Genomic DNA, 16,376 nt, shown 5'->3' with positions numbered 1-16,376 from the left:
TATTTCAACAAATCTTACTTCTCTATCACTTTCTCACAATATATATTTTCATTTCTACTAAAACAACTTATACTTATTCTACATCTCAAAAATATAATATAGAAAATCTGACTTTTTATAAATATATTGAATTTTTACGAAATGTAAATGTTTTGTAATGTTTTTTTTCGCTAAATTTCATTATAATAAGTGGATATGAGTGTCGTATTTCAATCCAAATGAAGGAGTACAGGAAATGGAGCAAAACCCATCTTTGCAAGAAAATACACGCAATAAACCGAAAAAAAATAAGAAAAAAATAAAAATTATTATAAGCGCTATACTATTCGTTTTATTAATAGGCGGCGGTTATACTTGGTTTTTAGTAAATAAAGCATCTTCTGCTGTTCGAAATGCCGCACACGATTTAGCACGCGGTGATAAATCTGATTTACGTGATAAGGCTGTAAAACCTATTACAAACAATGTCTCTGTTTTAATAATGGGTGTTGATGAAAGCGATGTCCGTGGAAAAGAATATGGTGAAGCTATAAGAACAGACGCGCTTTTACTTGCAACATTTAATAAAGATAGCAAAACTGTTAAACTATTAAGTATCCCACGTGACACATATACTTATATTCCAATAGAAAAGAAAAAAGATAAAATTACACACGCTCATGCATTCGGTTCTGCTAAAAACGGAAAAAATGGTGGACCACAAGCAAGCATTGATGCAGTTGAAAAATTAATGAATGTTCCTGTCGATTATTTTGTAAAATTCAACTTTAAATCATTTATAAAAATCGTCGATGACTTGGGCGGTGTTGAAGTTGATGTACCAGTTGAATTTACTGAGCAAGATAGCAATGATAATGCTGAGGCTATTCACCTAGAAAAAGGTGTTCAAAAGCTAAATGGCGAAGAAGCTCTTGCTCTTGCTAGAACAAGACACATCGATAGTGATGCAATGCGTGGACAACGTCAACAACTCGTTATCGAGGCTATTTTAAAGAAACTAACTAGTGTTGGTTCTGTAACAAAAGTTGGCAACATCATTGATGATATTAACGGCCAATTCGTTACAAACTTAACATTTGATGATATGCTTTCATTCTATAAATATGGATCGGATTCGGAAATTGAGAAATTACAAATCCAAGGTGATGATTGCTATATGGCAAAAGGTGACGATACTTGTAGCAAATCTGCTGGTGGTGGTCGAACTTACTACTACAATCCAGATAAAAAAGAATTAGCTAATGTTACAAATGAACTTCGTACTCATCTTGGACTACCTGCATATACAAAGTTTGACTCAGACCCTGATTCGAAAAAGACAAAAGAATCTAAGTCTGAAAATTCAAGTGAACGCGAATCAAGTAACCATGAAGTGAAAAATAAGAACAAAAATAGCAGTGAAGATACAGAAACATCGTCTAACGACAATGAATAGTAAAGAAGCCGTACTCTATGGAGGTAGAGTACGGCTTCTTTTTATTTCTTCAGAATTAAAAATCAGAACTTTCTAACTATCTTTTTTAATATTTTTAAATTATAATAAATAGTAGCAATCTATTCCAATTATCAGGGGGCTCATACATATGAAAGCTGCAGTAAAACATAACATCTCAGATTTTAAAGACTACTTAAAATCCAACGATATATACATGGAAGAAAATATAGATGAAAATGATGGCTCTGTTCATTTTTCAGTAGGATTAGAGACTGAAGCTGGCGCAAAAATTCAACTTATCGCTGCTTTCCAAAACGAACATCCTACGGTGGATATATACTGCTTCAATGTTGCTCACGTACCTGATGCAACATCAACAAATGATATTTTACATGTCATCAATGAATTAAATACATCTTATCGCTTTGCAAAATTCACATTAAATAAGCAAAATGCAATTGATATTTCAACATCTCTTGCATTCTCAGAACCAAACTTTAATCCAGCACTTGTCTTTGAACATACGAGAATGCTATATAAATTAGCGAATGACGAATATAAAAACTTAATGAAAGTTATTTGGGCATAAATAAAAGGATGGGCTGCAAGCAGCCCATCCTTTTATTTCGATATCATATCAATCCACATCTTAATAGCAGTGCCGACAATTAAAATCGATAACATATATTGTAGTACTTTTTGATTTATCCTCTTCCCGACTCGCGCTCCAAGTGGCGCAGCAAATATACTTGCAACCGCAATAATTAGAGCTGGAATGATAACTACTTGTCCAGTAATCACTTTTCCAGTCGTAATCCCTACTGAGGAAATAAACGTAATAGCGATAGATGTCGCTATCGTCATGCGCAATGGTAATTTTAAAATAACTAGCATAATAGGAACTAAAAGAAACGCACCTCCAGCTCCAATAATGCCCGAAACACCTCCTACAATAAACGCTAACACACTTGCTAACCATTTATTATACTTAACTGCTCCACTATTATTTTTCTTCGGTACAAACATCATCATAGCTGCAATGGTCGCCAATACTGTATAAACAACATTTACAGCGTGTTCATCTAATAGATTTGCACTAAAACTTCCTATAAAACTTCCTATTAATATACTAGCTCCCATATACATAACTAACGTTTTATTCATGTCATTACTTTTCCGGTATGCCCACGCGCCTGCAAAAGTTGCAAAGAATACTTGTACCGCTGTAATACCACTCACTTCATGTGACGTATAGCCAGTAAATCCTAGCAATACTGGAATGTATAAGATCATCGGATAATTAATAATCGCGCCACCAATCCCAACCATTCCTGATATAAATGATCCTATAAACCCAATTATAAAAAGTAATACGACTAAGCTCATCTTACATCCCCCGCCTTCTAAAAAGAAGGTGATTTAAATGAATAAGTTTACATTCCCATCCGAAGCATCTGCTAAATATGCCCCTACACCTGCAAACTCTACGCCTTCCATAATCTCTTCCTCTTTTAACCCTAATAAATCTACTGTCATTTGACAAGCTACAAGTTTAATCCCCTGTTCTTTTGCCAAATCAATTAAATCTGGCAAAGGCATTGCATTATGTTTTTTCATAATGCCTTTAATCATCTTTGGTCCCATACCAGCAAAATTCATTTTGGATAACCCCATCTTATCAGCACCGCGTGGCATCATTCTTCCAAATACTTTTTCTATAAATGTTTTCTTTACATTCACATATTCATCTTTCCTTAAAGCATTTAATCCCCAGAAAGTATGAAAAATAGTTACCTCTTGATCATACGCCGCTGCGCCATTTGCAATAATATAAGCAGCCATTGCTTTATCGTAATCTCCGCTAAATAAAACGATTGTTGTTTTCTTCTGTTGTTCCATATTGTTCTCCCTCCAATTACCTATAGGGGTATTTTTATTTATAAAAATTGTTTCTCCCTATTCTACTTTTCCTTCCCAAGCTAACATACCACCTACCACATTGATTACTTGAAAACCGTAACTTTCTAAAAATTGAACAGCTCTTGCACTTCTCCCGCCTGAACGACAAACGATAATATATTCCTGATTTTTATTTAATTCATGCATACGAAACTCTAATAGTCCTAGTGGAATATTACATGCTTCTGGAATTTTCCCTTCAGCTACTTCTTCTACTTCACGTACATCCACAATATTTACCGCTTCTTTACGCAACAATTTTTCTTCTAATTCTTTTGTAGTCATTTCTTTCATTTTAAATTTCCTCCTCACAAACCATTCATACCACCTGAAACGTTTATTACTTGCTGAAACCCTAGTTTTTTCAATACCTTTGCTGCTTGCTTACTTCTCATTCCACTTTGGCAAATAACGATTACTTCCTTATTCTTATCTAATTGATTCGCCTTACTTGCTAGATCATTTAGGGGGATATTTTGAAAGCCTTTCATATGATTCCCTCTATATTCACCTACTGTACGGACATCAATAAAATACTTCCCCTTTTTCCCCACTATACTTTTCAATTCTTTGCCATTTATATTTTGAACACCTTTCACTGGTAAAAATCGTGAAATAACAAACCATGCAGCAAGTACAATGAAAAGCGTACTTAATATTGTGTTCATATAACCAACCTCTCTATATTTACAAAACTATTGCTTCACTACGCCTTCCTAATCCAAAACTTCAGCACATCGCCTTCTTCTTCAAGCTTTACGATGTCATGGCCACATTTATTTGCCCACGCTGGAATATCCTTAACTGACCCTTTATCCGTTACATGTATTTCTAACACTTCTCCAGTTTGCAAAGTATCCATTGCTCTCTTTGTTCTTACAATCGGCATTGGACATGCTAAACCTTTCGCATCTAACACTTGTTTTATATTCATCATCAATTCCTCCATTTTTTATTTATTTCATTATTCGTGCACTGCACAACGATTTGGACCAATCTCCATTTCACGCTCTTTATCCACACTTGGGTGAATTTTACCCATATTGGTTTGACGAATTTCTTCATATGCATTTGGCTGAGGTGGTAAGTTTTCTGTTACAACTTTACGGAACTCTCCCTCATCCTCAATATTTAATCCTGCATTATGCTCAAATAAATCTTTTAATTTTGCACTAACAATACCACTTTCGTTCATTTCACTTATTTTTGAATAATGAGCCGGTAACACAACTAAATTTTGAGATAGCTCTTTATATCGGCTATACAAAGTATTACGTAAATCACTCACCCAATCTTCAGCCTTACCAGCAAGATCAGGACGCCCAATTGAATCTACAAATAAAATATCGCCTGATAATAAATAAGAATCATCTACAATGAATGACGTACTTCCAATCGTATGCCCTGGTGAGTATAACGCGTCAATTTCAATTTTAGTACCCCCCACCGTAATAACAGATCCTTCAACGAGCGGTTCGTATGAGAAAACGACTTCCTCCGCATCTTTTGGCGGTAACCAATACGTACCCCCTACTTTTTCCGCTAACTTACGTCCTCCAGAAATATGGTCTGCATGTAAATGTGTATCCATTACATTCTTAATCGTAACGCCATGCTCTTTCGCAAACTCTTCATATGCCTCGGCTGTCCTTACCGCATCAATAACTGCTGCTTCACCGTTTGAAACGACCATATAAGATAAACAGCCTTTTCCTAGGCGGTTAAACTGATACATACTTCCGCCATTTTTTAAATCTCCAACTTTTATAGGCTTTACATATTCACTCCAAGCTTTCATGCCACCAGCTAAATAATAAATATTTTGTAATCCCGCCTCTGTTAATTGCTCTGCCACAAATATAGAAGACCCTTCTTTTGCACATACTACTAAAACATCTTTATCTTTAGGTAATTCACTTACAATATGATCTACACCATCTAACAAGTCAAAGTAAGGTTTATTAATAGAAGAAACTTGTTTCCCTTCAATTTTCCAATCTTCATAATCCGTCTCATTACGAACATCTAAAATGAATAACTCTCCGAATAAAACTTTCTCTGCCACATCTTTTGCTTGTAACGGTTTAACATTCATTTTATTACCCCCATAGGTATATTTTCTTTCAAAAAAATTTACTTCTCTATATTCCCTTTCCACTCTAACATGCCTGGGATGACATTTTTCACATTTGCATAACCTTTCTCTTTCAACATGTGGCAAGCTACATCACTACGGTTACCAGTTCGACAAATAACATAAATTTGCTTCATCTTATCTAATACTGCACTGTCTAATTCACCTAATGGCACCGAAATGGCGGATGGAATATGGCCAAAAGCAAATTCCGCTGCTTCGCGAACATCTAATACAATGCTCTCTTCTCCATGAGACAATATAGACTGTAATTCTGCATTCGTAATTGTATGTGGATATTTCACAACTTCATTCACTTCATGCTCGTTTGCTTTCCTAACATAATGCACCAATACATCACCCTCGTGTTTCGTCCCGATATATTGATGTCCTACTTTACTCGCCCAACTTTTTATATCTACCGTAGATCCTTTATCTGTTGCCTTAACTTCAATCACTTGCCCTGGTGCCAATCCTTCTATCGCCTTCTTCGTTTTCACAATAGGCATCGGACAAGCCAAACCTTTACAATCTAAACTCATATCCACTTTTATACTCATAATCGATTCCTCCACAATTCATATACACATACCTGTAGGGGTATATTAAAACGTTTTTGAAAATCTGTCAACACTTACGTTTGACAGATTATCGGCTTTTTACAAGTAATTGAACAGCTTCTTTAATTAACTCTTCATTTGAACCATTACCACTTTCAAACTGTTCACGCAAACACTGCTCTAAATTCGTTCCAACAACGAGTCCAATTGTACGATCAAGTGCAGAACGAGATGCTGTTAACTGTGTAATAACTTCTCGGCAATCTTTTCCTTCTTCCATCATACGAAGCACACCACGAACTTGACCTTCAATACGTTTCAATCTATTTTTCATATCTTGATTATATTCCATTCTATAATCACCTCATTACCATTATGTCACCATTTATAACCTATGACAATATATTATACCCTATAGGGTATTTTGTAAACCCCTATTTTTAATTTTTGTCTTATATGTTCGCGAAACAAAAATTAAAACCTTAATCTATAGGTTTTCATCTTTCACTAAATCTTGAAGTAGAAGATGAAAAATATCAATATACAACACGTTCTGGCAATACTGTCCCATACAATTTAAAACCACCATCTACATTCTTTACCTTATATCCTTTTTCCATTAACATACGCGCTGCAACATACCCTCTCATACCAAGTTGGCAAGTGATATATATTTCTTTTTCCATTGGCACTTCATCCAATCGATCACGTAATTCATCTAACGGAATATTAATAGAGCCTTCAATCATTCCCTGTTTTAGTTCGTTAGGCTCTCGAACATCAATAAGGTACCCACCATTTTCAACAATGTGATCTATTTCATGCCATTGCACTGTGTCCACAAAACCATCTACTATATTACTTGCGGCATACCCCACCATGTTTACTGGATCTTTTGCAGAAGAATACGGCGGGGCATATGATAATTCTAAATCTGGTAAATCGATTACAGTTAAATTTGCCTTCATTGCCGTTGCAATAACATCGATACGCTTATCTACTCCATCACGCCCTAAAGCCTGTGCTCCGTAAATTTTTCCGCTTTCTTTATTAAAGATTAATTTTATTAGCACTGGCGTAGCATTCGGATAGTATCCCGCATGAGAATTTGCCTGTACATGTACTACCTCATAGGGTATATTTAATCGTTTTAATATTTTCTCATTTACTCCAGTCGAAGCAACTGTTAAATCAAAAACTTTAGCCACAGAAGTTCCCATCGTACCTTTATATAAAGAATCTGTATGCCCATGAATAATATCTGCTAACATGCGACCTTGACGATTAGCTGGCCACGCTAAAGGAATCATCGTTTCTGTTTCTGTAACAAAATCTTTCACTTCAATCGCATCACCAATTGCATATACATATGGATCAGATGTTTGAAATTTCTTATTTACCTTTATCGTTCCTTTAACTCCTAATGCTAATCCTGCATCTTTCGCTAAACTACTCTCTGGTTGTACACCAATTGCTAAAATAATCATATCTGTTTTTATAACTGAGCCACTTTTTAAACGTACAACAGTCCCATTCTCTTCTAACGCATCTACACCATCTTCAAAAACAAGCTCAACATTGTGCACCTTCATATGCTCATGTACATATGCCGCCATTTCGTAATCAATTGGTGGCATCACTTGATTTGCCATCTCTACAAGAGTAACCTCAATCCCGCGTTCTCTTAAATTCTCAACCATTTCCACTCCAATAAATCCTCCACCAATAACCGTCACATGACGTGGTTTCTTCTCATCAATATACGCTTTTATACGATCTGTATCAGGTACATTTCGTAACGTAAACAACGCCTTCGCTTCTTCAATGCCCGGAATAGGTGGAACAATTGGTTTCGCCCCTGGTGAAAGAATCAAAACATCATATTCCTCGTTATATGTTTCATCTGTAGTTACATTCTTTATCGTAATTGTTTTCTCTTCTTTATTAATCTTTACCACTTCACTCAATACACGTATATCTAAATTAAAACGCTTTGACATCCTTTCAACAGTTTGTACTAATAATTTTTGTCTTTCTGTAATGACACCGCCAATATAATATGGCAATCCACAGTTTGCAAATGAAATATATTCACCGCGCTCAACCATAATAATTTCATCTTCTTCACTTAAACGACGAAGCCTTGCAGCTACTGATGCCCCGCCGGCAACTCCGCCTACTACAACTATTTTTCTGGACATATTTCGAACCTCCATATTATTTAATTTTCTCATGTATCACACAGAAAAAACCTATACCTGTATGGGTATATGATAGAGTATAAAAAATTTAATTTCAATCAATATGTCTTTCTTTCACAAATTTGAAACAAATAAAAAAGAACTTAGATATCTCCAAGTTCTTTACGAATGAAGCAATCCATCGTTCCATTTTCATACTTCCTATAATCTCTTTGTAAAACTATACTCCATGTTCCCGCCTAGCGCTGCCGCTGTATCACCAGTTTCTCTAAAATCATGTGTATATATTTTTTCAAATGAACCGAAATCTACTTGCTTATAAAATTCAAAACAAGGGAATCCATCATGCTCTCCTTGAATATCAATACTACCATCCTGTTTCACACATACATTTAATACATAATCCACAGGAGGTGCATATACATTTAATGGATTACTTGCACTCGCACTCATTTTGAATTGCACACCTTCAGAATTCCATGTGATATCAGTGCACACAATATTTTCTGTACTTGCTTTCCCTGTTCTTTTATTCACAGAACCATCTGGATTCGTAACCTTCTCTGTCGTAATACCCGTGTTCGCATATGAAAACACTTCTTCTTTATAAAAATCCACTACTACCTCTTGCTCAACTCTAGAGCGCATCACATTTACCGCATACGGTGTGAATTCATGTGAATCACCTTCGAATTGAATTATTTTTCCTGTTTCCATATCTTTCTTAGCTTCTGTCCAAGAAATTGGAATGAATACACTGGCTCTAATTTTTACGATATTAGTCATCAGAAACACCTCTATAATTTTATTTTAGATATTGAATGCTTATTAAATAAAACAGACCATAATTTCAATCCTAAAACCAATAGATTTCTCTTTTACTTTTCTATTTCCTTCTAAAAAATAGCGCTATATTTATGTTTAGACTGTCGTTTTAAAGCTATATTCCATCTCTCCAGCTAGTGCTGCTGGAGTATCATTTGTTTCTCTAAAATCATGTATATATATTAGTTCAAACGAACCAAAATCTACTTGTTTATAAAATTCATAGCAAGGGAAACCATCATGTACACCTTCAATATTCACAGTACCACTTTCATTAGCTCGTATAGTCAAAAAATAATCAGCTGCAGGTGCTGCTGCGTTTAAAGGATTACTTGCACTTGCTCTCATTTCAAATGAAACTTCATCTTCACTCCATACAATATTTGTACATACAATATTTTCTGTACTTGTTTCTCCCTTTTGATACTCAATTGAGCCATCTGGATTTGTAATCTTCACGGTGACGATACAAGCATCTGCATATGTGAAAATTTCTCTTTTATAAAAATCAATATTTACTTCTTGTTCTAACCTTGAACGCTTTGTGTTCACAGCTTGTGGTGTAAACTCACGTGCATCTCCAGCATATTCAAACACTCTTCCTGTTGCAGGGTCCTTAATAGGTTCCAGCGATGCATACGGTGCAAATACACTCACTCTAATTTTCACGATATTAACCATGTGAAACCTCCATTGATTCTATATTATATAAATCATTATTTGTTCTACCAACATAATATAGTCAATTTGATTGACTATATTACGCATAGTACAATAGGTATTACATATAGTCAACTTAATTGACTACAAGTACGGAGGTTATATACATGAATCAAACATTCAACGAGTTAGATCTTACATCACTTTTATCATTATCATTTAGCACATTAATCACTGAGCTACATGACAAATTAAGTGAATTAGGATTTGAAGATATTAGGCCAGCACATGGTTTTATGTTCAAACGCATCCTTCCTAATGGGGCAACTGGTATAGAGCTAGCTGAGTATTTGGGGATTTCCAAACAAGCTGTAAGTAAAATGGTGGATTCTCTTGAGAGTAATGGCTACGTTACACGCAAAACACATCCTACTGATAAAAGAGGTAAAATCATCGTTTTAACCGCACGTGGTTTGTCAGTAATGAAAGCAAAAGAAGAAATAGTAGCTGAAATAGAACAGCGATGGATTGAAAACATAGGTACAGAACGAATGCAGATGCTAAAAGAAGATTTAACAACATTCGTTACTAAAGAAAATACAGAGAAATTATCATCAAATATACGACCTGTCTGGTAAACAAAAAACGAATCCATTTTGATTCATCTTCTTCAAAATGGATTCGTTTTCATTTCATCTTTTTCACATACAAAAACTGTCCCGTAAATACGTTCTTCAACATTATTTATGCCTGTCTCTCTATGATATCCGACAAAATCAATACCTACAGGCGGCGTAATATCAACCTTACATACCCCTATTTTGCTCATTTGGATCACTCCATTTCTCTATGTAACTCCCTTTTTTCAAGAATAGCATATTTTTCCTATTTTAAATAAAAAAGAACGGACACAGTATCCTATGTCCGTTCTTCCCCTCACACATACTTCCGATGCACCATCTTCCCATCATAAGAAAACACAACGCCCTTACTCTCCACAATGGACTCCATATGCACCGTTCTTCCCCATAGCTGATGAAGATATGGTAATACTTTTTCTAAGTATTTTAAATCGAGCTCGATTCCTTCGTAACTATGTTTAATGTATAATTCTCCGTTCTTTAAGTAGTCTCCATCTTCTACTACTAAGTACGGGAACCCACCATTTGTCCGCATATTTACGAGTTGATCACGCACATTCTCCCATTCTTTATCTATTACTTTATATTCTTTTCCTTGGCGCTGGAATAAGTACATATCTTCTCGCATAACAAGATCTTTATTTAAGTAGTTTCTTAGGAACGATACGTCCCATTCAATTTCGCGTACTTCAAACATTTTGTCACGGCCAGATCCTGGTTTTACGCCTCGTCGTTTCATTTCTTCAGTCGGATTATTGTACCGTTCTTCAATATCTTCAAAGATTTTAATACCGAGGTAGTATGGATTAATACTTGTTTTTGATGGCTGTACAACACCTGCATTTAATTTCGCAAATTCAATTGCTTCATCAGAGGTTAAGTCCATTTCACGAAGTATGCGTTGATGCCAGTAGGATGCCCAGCCTTCGTTCATGATTTTCGTTTCAAGCTGTGGCCAAAAATATAACATTTCTTCGCGCATCATCGTTAATATATCACGCTGCCAATCTTCTAATTCACGGCTATATTCTTCAATAAAGAGAAGTAAATCTTTCTCTGGTTGTGGTGGAATTTTCTTCTTTTTACGCACATTGGAACGTTCCTGCTTTTTATTGCGATTATCTAAATTCCATAAATCATCGTATTGCGACACCTTTTTCTTTTCTACTTCTTCCTCTTCTAAATCATCAATACTCCATGCGAGCTTCGGACGCATAAGCGACGGATCAATATGCTCTTGAATGGCAAGTACGGCATCTAAAAATGTTTCTACCTCTGCCTTTCCGTACTTATGCTCATACGCTTTCACACGGTCCGCTGTTGCCGCCATACTCTCTACCATATCTCGCTTCGTATTTGAAAAACGAATATTATTTTTGAAGAAATCACAGTGTGCTAAAACGTGCGCTACAATTAATTTGTTTTGAATTAAAGAGTTCGTATCTAATAAAAAGGCGTAACATGGATCAGAGTTAATAACGAGTTCGTATATTTTACTAAGTCCTAAATCGTATTGTAATTTCATTCTGAAAAATTGTTTTCCAAAACTCCAATGTGAAAACCTTGTCGGCATCCCATATGCACCAAATGTATAAATAATTTCCGCTGGACATATTTCATAACGCATCGGATAAAAATCAAGCCCAAATCCAGTCGCAATTTCCGTAATTTCCGCAATCGCATATTGCAGTGCTTTATCATCACTTGCTCTCATTATTTTCCCTCCTTACACTTTCCCTTAAGAAAGTGTATGATGAAGAACAAGCTTTCATGAGGATTGATTGCATAATAAAAAGACACCCCCGCAAAAACGAGAATGTCTCATCTATTAACCTTCAATAATCTCCATCTTCTCCGTAATCGGAGTACGTGCTTTTCCTTCTGGCGCTTTATCGAAATAGCCGATATGAAGAATTCCAACGATACGTTGGCCTCTTGTTAAACCGATTCCTTCTATAAATAATGGATTGTAGTTTAATCCGCCTGATTTCCAAACGCAACCTAATCCGCGTTCCCAAGCAAGAAGTTGGAAGTTTTGCATGAATGCACATGTTGCAGCATAATCTTCATCACGTTGAATTTGACGCGGATCTTCATTTATATATACAACGATTTGTGCAGGCGTGCTTAAAAAACGATCTGATAAAATTTTACCGCGTTTCGCTCTTTCTTCTTCCGTGAAAGAGTTTAATACTGCATCTACTAATTTCTTGCGGCCTTCTCCGATGTATAGTTTACAATTCCATGGTTCACGGTGCTTATGATTTGGTGCCCATGTTGCATCGTTTAATAGTTCAATTAATAAATCTTTTTCTACTGCTTTGTCTGTAAATGTACGAACAGAGCGTCTTTCTTTAATCACATTAGCGATGGAAGTATATGTAGTCATATTTATCTCTCCCTTATTTTTATCTATATATATAAGTTTATCGTCATCATTGATATTGATTTTCAATTTCGATTATACCTTAGTTTTTTACTATTAATCAATGTTTTATGTTGGAAAACTTCTAAAAACGTCATTTCATACTGTGAATAAAAAAACTTGATTTGTTCACAAGTATTTCACATTTTATGGAAATGATATGTGTACAGTTTTCTACATTATCCATCTAGGAGGAGTTTACATGTACAAAAAAATCGCTGTTTGTATGACTATGGCAGCATTATTATACGGGATATCCACCTTCCCTACATCCGCTGCCACACCAAAAGAAGTAACAATGCATCACCATAAACCAATTCCAGAAGAAGAAGTGCAATCGCTAGAAAAACTCGGCTATAACAAACATGAAATTTGGAAAGCTGCTCATATTGCAAGAATTAGTAATAAAGAAATAAAAGATGTTTTAGCTTACTATAAGCAAAATAAATCTTGGGAGAAAACAGCCGAGCATTTCGGTGTAGATCCAAGTAAGCTGAAAAAGCATCATATGAATAAAGAAACAAAGCAAGCACTGCTACAACAGCTGGCAACTATGCAAAAATCCACACCGGATCAGCTAAAGCAAAAAATGAAAGAATATAACATCAAATTGCGTCATCTTACTGTGTTAACAATCATCTCTCAAAAAAGCAATACCCCTCTTGATGATGTATTAAAAATGAAAAAAGACGGAATGGACATTAAACAAATTGCCGAAAAATTAAATGTAAAAAGAGAAGATATACGAGCGGAAATGATGAAATTAGTGAAGTCTATTAAAGAACAAAAAACAAATTAAAATGCTAAAAAGGAAGAGCCATTCACCACTCTTCCTTTTCTTTATGAACTTTCAATTTTTAAGTATAAATTCCCGTATTTCCCAAAAACTAACACAAGTAAATGATGTAAGTTAGGGGTGAGAAAATGTTCGGTTTATCATCTAAGAAATCAAAAAAGACTAATACAAAAACACTTTGTTCTATTCCAGAATTTATACAAACCATGAAAGAATCAAGCGATTTTGTCTCTTATAACATACTTAAAGATGAAACGTTGTGCTTGTTTTATTATAAATCTGTCGTGGAAGCACTTATTATTAAACAATTCATTTTAACTCCTATAAAAAAGGAATCGGAACAAATCCAAAACATCTCTGATTTATGTAATATCATCTCTATTGAAGACATTATTACCTCCCCTTCTATTGATGATATTCGTGAAAAATTATTAGGTGGATATATTTTAATACGCTTAAAAAACAATTCGAATCCTGATCAATATGCTTTAATTCGTGCCGAAAGTACTGTTTTAGGAAAACGATTATATAACGATACAGAAAATGAGTATAGCGTAATCGGGCCTAAAATCGGTTTCGTTGAAAACCTTGATACAAATATCCACTTATTACGCCGAAATATCGTAACGGAGCAACTCATTTTTAAAGAAGTTACCGTCGGATCTATATCAAAAACAAAAGTAGCAGTTGCTTATATAGAAGGAATTACAAATGAACAATTTGTCAACACCGCAATTCAACGGCTAGAAGACATTGACTTTGATGTCCCATTTGATTCAACTATGATTGAGCAATTTATTAGTGATAATAGCAATTCACCTTTTCCTGTTCTATTACCTACAGAACGATTAGATCGAGCTGTATTTGCATTAATTAACGGGGAAGTTTTAATTTTAACAGATGGCTCTCCATATGCTTTATCAGGACCAACAACGTTACTGGATTTTTTCATTTCACCAGAAGATTATTATTTACCGTGGATGATTGGATCGTTCTTTCGTATTATTCGTTTTTTCGGAGCTATATTTTCTCTGTTTTCCTCCGCTATTTATACAGCGGCTTTAACATATCATTATCAAATGATTCCTGCCGATTTACTAGGTCCTATTATTTTCTCGAGAGCTAACGTACCTTTCCCTCCTATTCTAGAAGCACTCTTTTTAGAAATTACAATCGAATTACTTCGTGAAGCGGGAGCGCGTTTACCGACAAAAGTCGGACAAACGATTGGGATTGTTGGGGGGATTGTAATTGGCCAAGCATCTGTTGAAGCGGCTTTGACAAGTACAATTTTATTAATTGCAGTTGCTTTATCCGCTCTTGCATCTTTCACAACACCGACTGTAAAGATGTCTTCTACTATCCGGTTGTTACGCTTTCCTCTTATTCTTTTAGCCGGTGCATTCGGAGGATTAGGCCTTATTGTCGGATTTGTATTTATTTTAGCTCATTTAATTAAATTAAAATCACTTGGATCACCTTATTTATTACCTTTATATCCATTTCGTGGTTTAGGTACAGCAGAAGGTTTTCTTCGATTACCATTTAGTCAAACGGCACAAAGACCTTCTTTTCTTAGACCAAAATCAAAATGGCGCTATAATCCAAACAAATCGAAGCAAAAACGTGATGGTGAGAATGAATGAAAAAAGTTTTATTGCACCTTATCATTATCTTCTTCGTTTTACAAACTGGCTGTACACAAACGTATATAGTGGATGCACAGCGTATTATTCATATTGCTGGATTTGACATCACAAAAAACAAAAGATTCCAAGGAACTATCTTATTCCCTGAATACACACATGGTGTAAAATCTAAGCCAGAGACGCAATCAACATCTGCTCGTTCACTTGAAACAATCGCTTCACGATTAAATGCTAAATCTCCTCACAATGTCGTTGTAGGTCAAATGCGTGTTGTCCTATTTGGAAAAGCTCTAGGAGAACGCGGAATGGGAGAGATTATTACTAACTTACAACGTGACCCAAATATCGGACGCGATGTACAACTAGCAATTGTAGATGGATCGGCTGAAGAGCTTTTAAATTACGGAAAAAAAAATGGGTCTTTATATATTGCTGATTTACTCGAACAAAATATAAGAAATGAAAACATTCCACAAACCGAATTAAACATTTTTTTATATAATTATTACTCTTCCGTATGTGATGCCTATGTTCCTTATATTAAAATGGACGATAATCATTCTGTCGCTGTCAAAGGGCTTGCCTTTTTAAAAGGCGATAAAGTCGTCATGTATACGGATAAAAGACATTCTGTTTTAGCAAAATTACTTATTAATCCTACAAAAAATGGACGTTACGAAGCAGCGATAAAAAAGGATAAACATAAAGGTATGGTTGTTATACAAAACTTAGCTGGGGAAAATAAGTATAATATAGATCAAACTGGCGACATACCAAAAGTAAAAATCCATTTAAAATTAAATGGATTAATTAAAAACTCTCCTAATTGGATTGATTTAAGAAAAGAAACAAATATCAACTATATAAAAAAACAAATTGAACGAAATGTTGAAAAAGACTGTGAAGATCTAATAAAACAATTTCAAGAAAAGGAAATTGATCCTTTAGGAATACGAGATGAAATTAGAAGCCATACGAGAAAATGGAATATAACACAAATTCGAAATATGTATAAAAATGTAGCGGTGGATGTAAATTTAGATCTTAATATTGTACAATCTGGAATCGGAGAATAGTGAGGTGAAATAAGC

The 16,376-nt window shown here is 35.0% G+C and carries 19 protein-coding genes and 1 pseudogene; 6 read left to right on the top strand and 14 right to left on the bottom strand.

Features of this window, described 5'->3' with window-relative positions:
- The first annotated feature begins 235 nt into the window (after positions 1-235).
- Together ACTFRM_RS00455 and ACTFRM_RS00450 are read left to right on the top strand one after the other, a co-directional pair.
- Positions 236-1,435, top strand: a complete 1,200-nt coding sequence (locus tag ACTFRM_RS00455; RefSeq protein ID WP_427260248.1) for an LCP family protein — start codon at positions 236-238, stop codon at positions 1,433-1,435.
- A 148-nt stretch (positions 1,436-1,583) separates the two neighbouring features.
- Complete coding sequence (locus ACTFRM_RS00450; protein ID WP_000642362.1) at positions 1,584-2,024, top strand: hypothetical protein; 441 nt, start codon at positions 1,584-1,586, stop codon at positions 2,022-2,024.
- Positions 2,025-2,056: 32 nt separating this feature from the next.
- Here the strand turns inward: ACTFRM_RS00450 and ACTFRM_RS00445 are convergent, their stop codons facing one another.
- From ACTFRM_RS00445 to ACTFRM_RS00395, 11 genes are all read right to left on the bottom strand, one after another.
- On the bottom strand, positions 2,057-2,821 hold the full coding sequence (locus ACTFRM_RS00445; protein ID WP_048655908.1) for a sulfite exporter TauE/SafE family protein: 765 nt from the start codon (positions 2,819-2,821) through the stop codon (positions 2,057-2,059).
- A gap of 33 nt (positions 2,822-2,854) precedes the next feature.
- Positions 2,855-3,334, bottom strand: coding sequence for a DsrE/DsrF/DrsH-like family protein (locus ACTFRM_RS00440; protein ID WP_000437746.1), 480 nt, complete (start codon positions 3,332-3,334; stop codon positions 2,855-2,857).
- A gap of 57 nt (positions 3,335-3,391) precedes the next feature.
- Complete coding sequence (locus ACTFRM_RS00435) at positions 3,392-3,688, bottom strand: rhodanese-like domain-containing protein (RefSeq protein WP_000661810.1); 297 nt, start codon at positions 3,686-3,688, stop codon at positions 3,392-3,394.
- Between the two features lie 14 nt (positions 3,689-3,702).
- A complete protein-coding gene (locus tag ACTFRM_RS00430) occupies positions 3,703-4,062 on the bottom strand; it encodes a rhodanese-like domain-containing protein (RefSeq protein WP_001092318.1) in 360 nt (119 codons plus the stop codon).
- A 38-nt stretch (positions 4,063-4,100) separates the two neighbouring features.
- A complete protein-coding gene (locus ACTFRM_RS00425; protein ID WP_002182462.1) occupies positions 4,101-4,331 on the bottom strand; it encodes a sulfurtransferase TusA family protein in 231 nt (76 codons plus the stop codon).
- A gap of 27 nt (positions 4,332-4,358) precedes the next feature.
- Positions 4,359-5,489 carry an MBL fold metallo-hydrolase gene (locus tag ACTFRM_RS00420; RefSeq protein ID WP_048655909.1) on the bottom strand — a complete coding sequence of 377 codons (1,131 nt, stop codon included), beginning with the start codon at positions 5,487-5,489 and terminating at the stop codon, positions 4,359-4,361.
- Positions 5,490-5,527: 38 nt separating this feature from the next.
- Positions 5,528-6,088 carry a sulfurtransferase TusA family protein gene (locus ACTFRM_RS00415; protein WP_000023951.1) on the bottom strand — a complete coding sequence of 187 codons (561 nt, stop codon included), beginning with the start codon at positions 6,086-6,088 and terminating at the stop codon, positions 5,528-5,530.
- An 88-nt stretch (positions 6,089-6,176) separates the two neighbouring features.
- Positions 6,177-6,440, bottom strand: coding sequence for a metal-sensitive transcriptional regulator (locus tag ACTFRM_RS00410; protein ID WP_000456206.1), 264 nt, complete (start codon positions 6,438-6,440; stop codon positions 6,177-6,179).
- 184 nt (positions 6,441-6,624) lie between these two features.
- The gene (gene cdr, locus ACTFRM_RS00405) at positions 6,625-8,289 is read right to left on the bottom strand and encodes a CoA-disulfide reductase (RefSeq protein WP_048655911.1); all 1,665 of its coding nucleotides are present in this window, start codon (positions 8,287-8,289) and stop codon (positions 6,625-6,627) included.
- Between the two features lie 201 nt (positions 8,290-8,490).
- Positions 8,491-9,075 carry a DUF3238 domain-containing protein gene (locus tag ACTFRM_RS00400; protein WP_440043059.1) on the bottom strand — a complete coding sequence of 195 codons (585 nt, stop codon included), beginning with the start codon at positions 9,073-9,075 and terminating at the stop codon, positions 8,491-8,493.
- Between the two features lie 135 nt (positions 9,076-9,210).
- The gene (locus ACTFRM_RS00395) at positions 9,211-9,795 is read right to left on the bottom strand and encodes a DUF3238 domain-containing protein (protein WP_074554226.1); all 585 of its coding nucleotides are present in this window, start codon (positions 9,793-9,795) and stop codon (positions 9,211-9,213) included.
- Positions 9,796-9,941: 146 nt separating this feature from the next.
- Between ACTFRM_RS00395 and ACTFRM_RS00390 the strand changes: the two genes are divergently transcribed.
- Positions 9,942-10,412: a MarR family winged helix-turn-helix transcriptional regulator gene (locus tag ACTFRM_RS00390; protein ID WP_001076792.1), complete on the top strand. Its 471-nt coding sequence runs from the start codon at positions 9,942-9,944 to the stop codon at positions 10,410-10,412.
- Positions 10,413-10,456: 44 nt separating this feature from the next.
- On the opposite strand, the pseudogene ACTFRM_RS00385 reads toward ACTFRM_RS00390, so the two are convergent.
- From ACTFRM_RS00385 to ACTFRM_RS00375, 3 genes and pseudogenes are all read right to left on the bottom strand, one after another.
- A pseudogene (locus ACTFRM_RS00385) lies at positions 10,457-10,603 on the bottom strand (neutral/alkaline non-lysosomal ceramidase N-terminal domain-containing protein); the annotation flags it as partial.
- Between the two features lie 107 nt (positions 10,604-10,710).
- On the bottom strand, positions 10,711-12,129 hold the full coding sequence (spoVR, locus tag ACTFRM_RS00380) for a stage V sporulation protein SpoVR (RefSeq protein ID WP_001202702.1): 1,419 nt from the start codon (positions 12,127-12,129) through the stop codon (positions 10,711-10,713).
- Positions 12,130-12,243: 114 nt separating this feature from the next.
- Positions 12,244-12,804, bottom strand: a complete 561-nt coding sequence (locus ACTFRM_RS00375; protein ID WP_000214819.1) for a nitroreductase family protein — start codon at positions 12,802-12,804, stop codon at positions 12,244-12,246.
- 238 nt (positions 12,805-13,042) lie between these two features.
- Between ACTFRM_RS00375 and ACTFRM_RS00370 the strand changes: the two genes are divergently transcribed.
- The 3 genes from ACTFRM_RS00370 (at position 13,043) to ACTFRM_RS00360 (ending at position 16,361) form a co-directional block, all read left to right on the top strand.
- Positions 13,043-13,639, top strand: coding sequence for a hypothetical protein (locus ACTFRM_RS00370; protein ID WP_440043058.1), 597 nt, complete (start codon positions 13,043-13,045; stop codon positions 13,637-13,639).
- 125 nt (positions 13,640-13,764) lie between these two features.
- A complete protein-coding gene (locus ACTFRM_RS00365; protein ID WP_000467491.1) occupies positions 13,765-15,282 on the top strand; it encodes a spore germination protein in 1,518 nt (505 codons plus the stop codon).
- On the top strand, positions 15,279-16,361 hold the full coding sequence (locus ACTFRM_RS00360; RefSeq protein WP_071740636.1) for a Ger(x)C family spore germination protein: 1,083 nt from the start codon (positions 15,279-15,281) through the stop codon (positions 16,359-16,361). The genes ACTFRM_RS00365 and ACTFRM_RS00360 overlap by 4 nt, the downstream gene beginning before the upstream one ends.
- Positions 16,362-16,376: the final 15 nt, after the last annotated feature.

It is taken from the genome of Bacillus cereus group sp. MYBK227-1, from assembly GCF_051916325.1.
Taxonomy (GTDB): Bacteria; Bacillota; Bacilli; order Bacillales; family Bacillaceae_G; genus Bacillus_A; species Bacillus_A cereus.
Note: the sequence above shows the minus strand (reverse complement) of the source record. Positions and strands in the feature narration are given on the sequence as shown.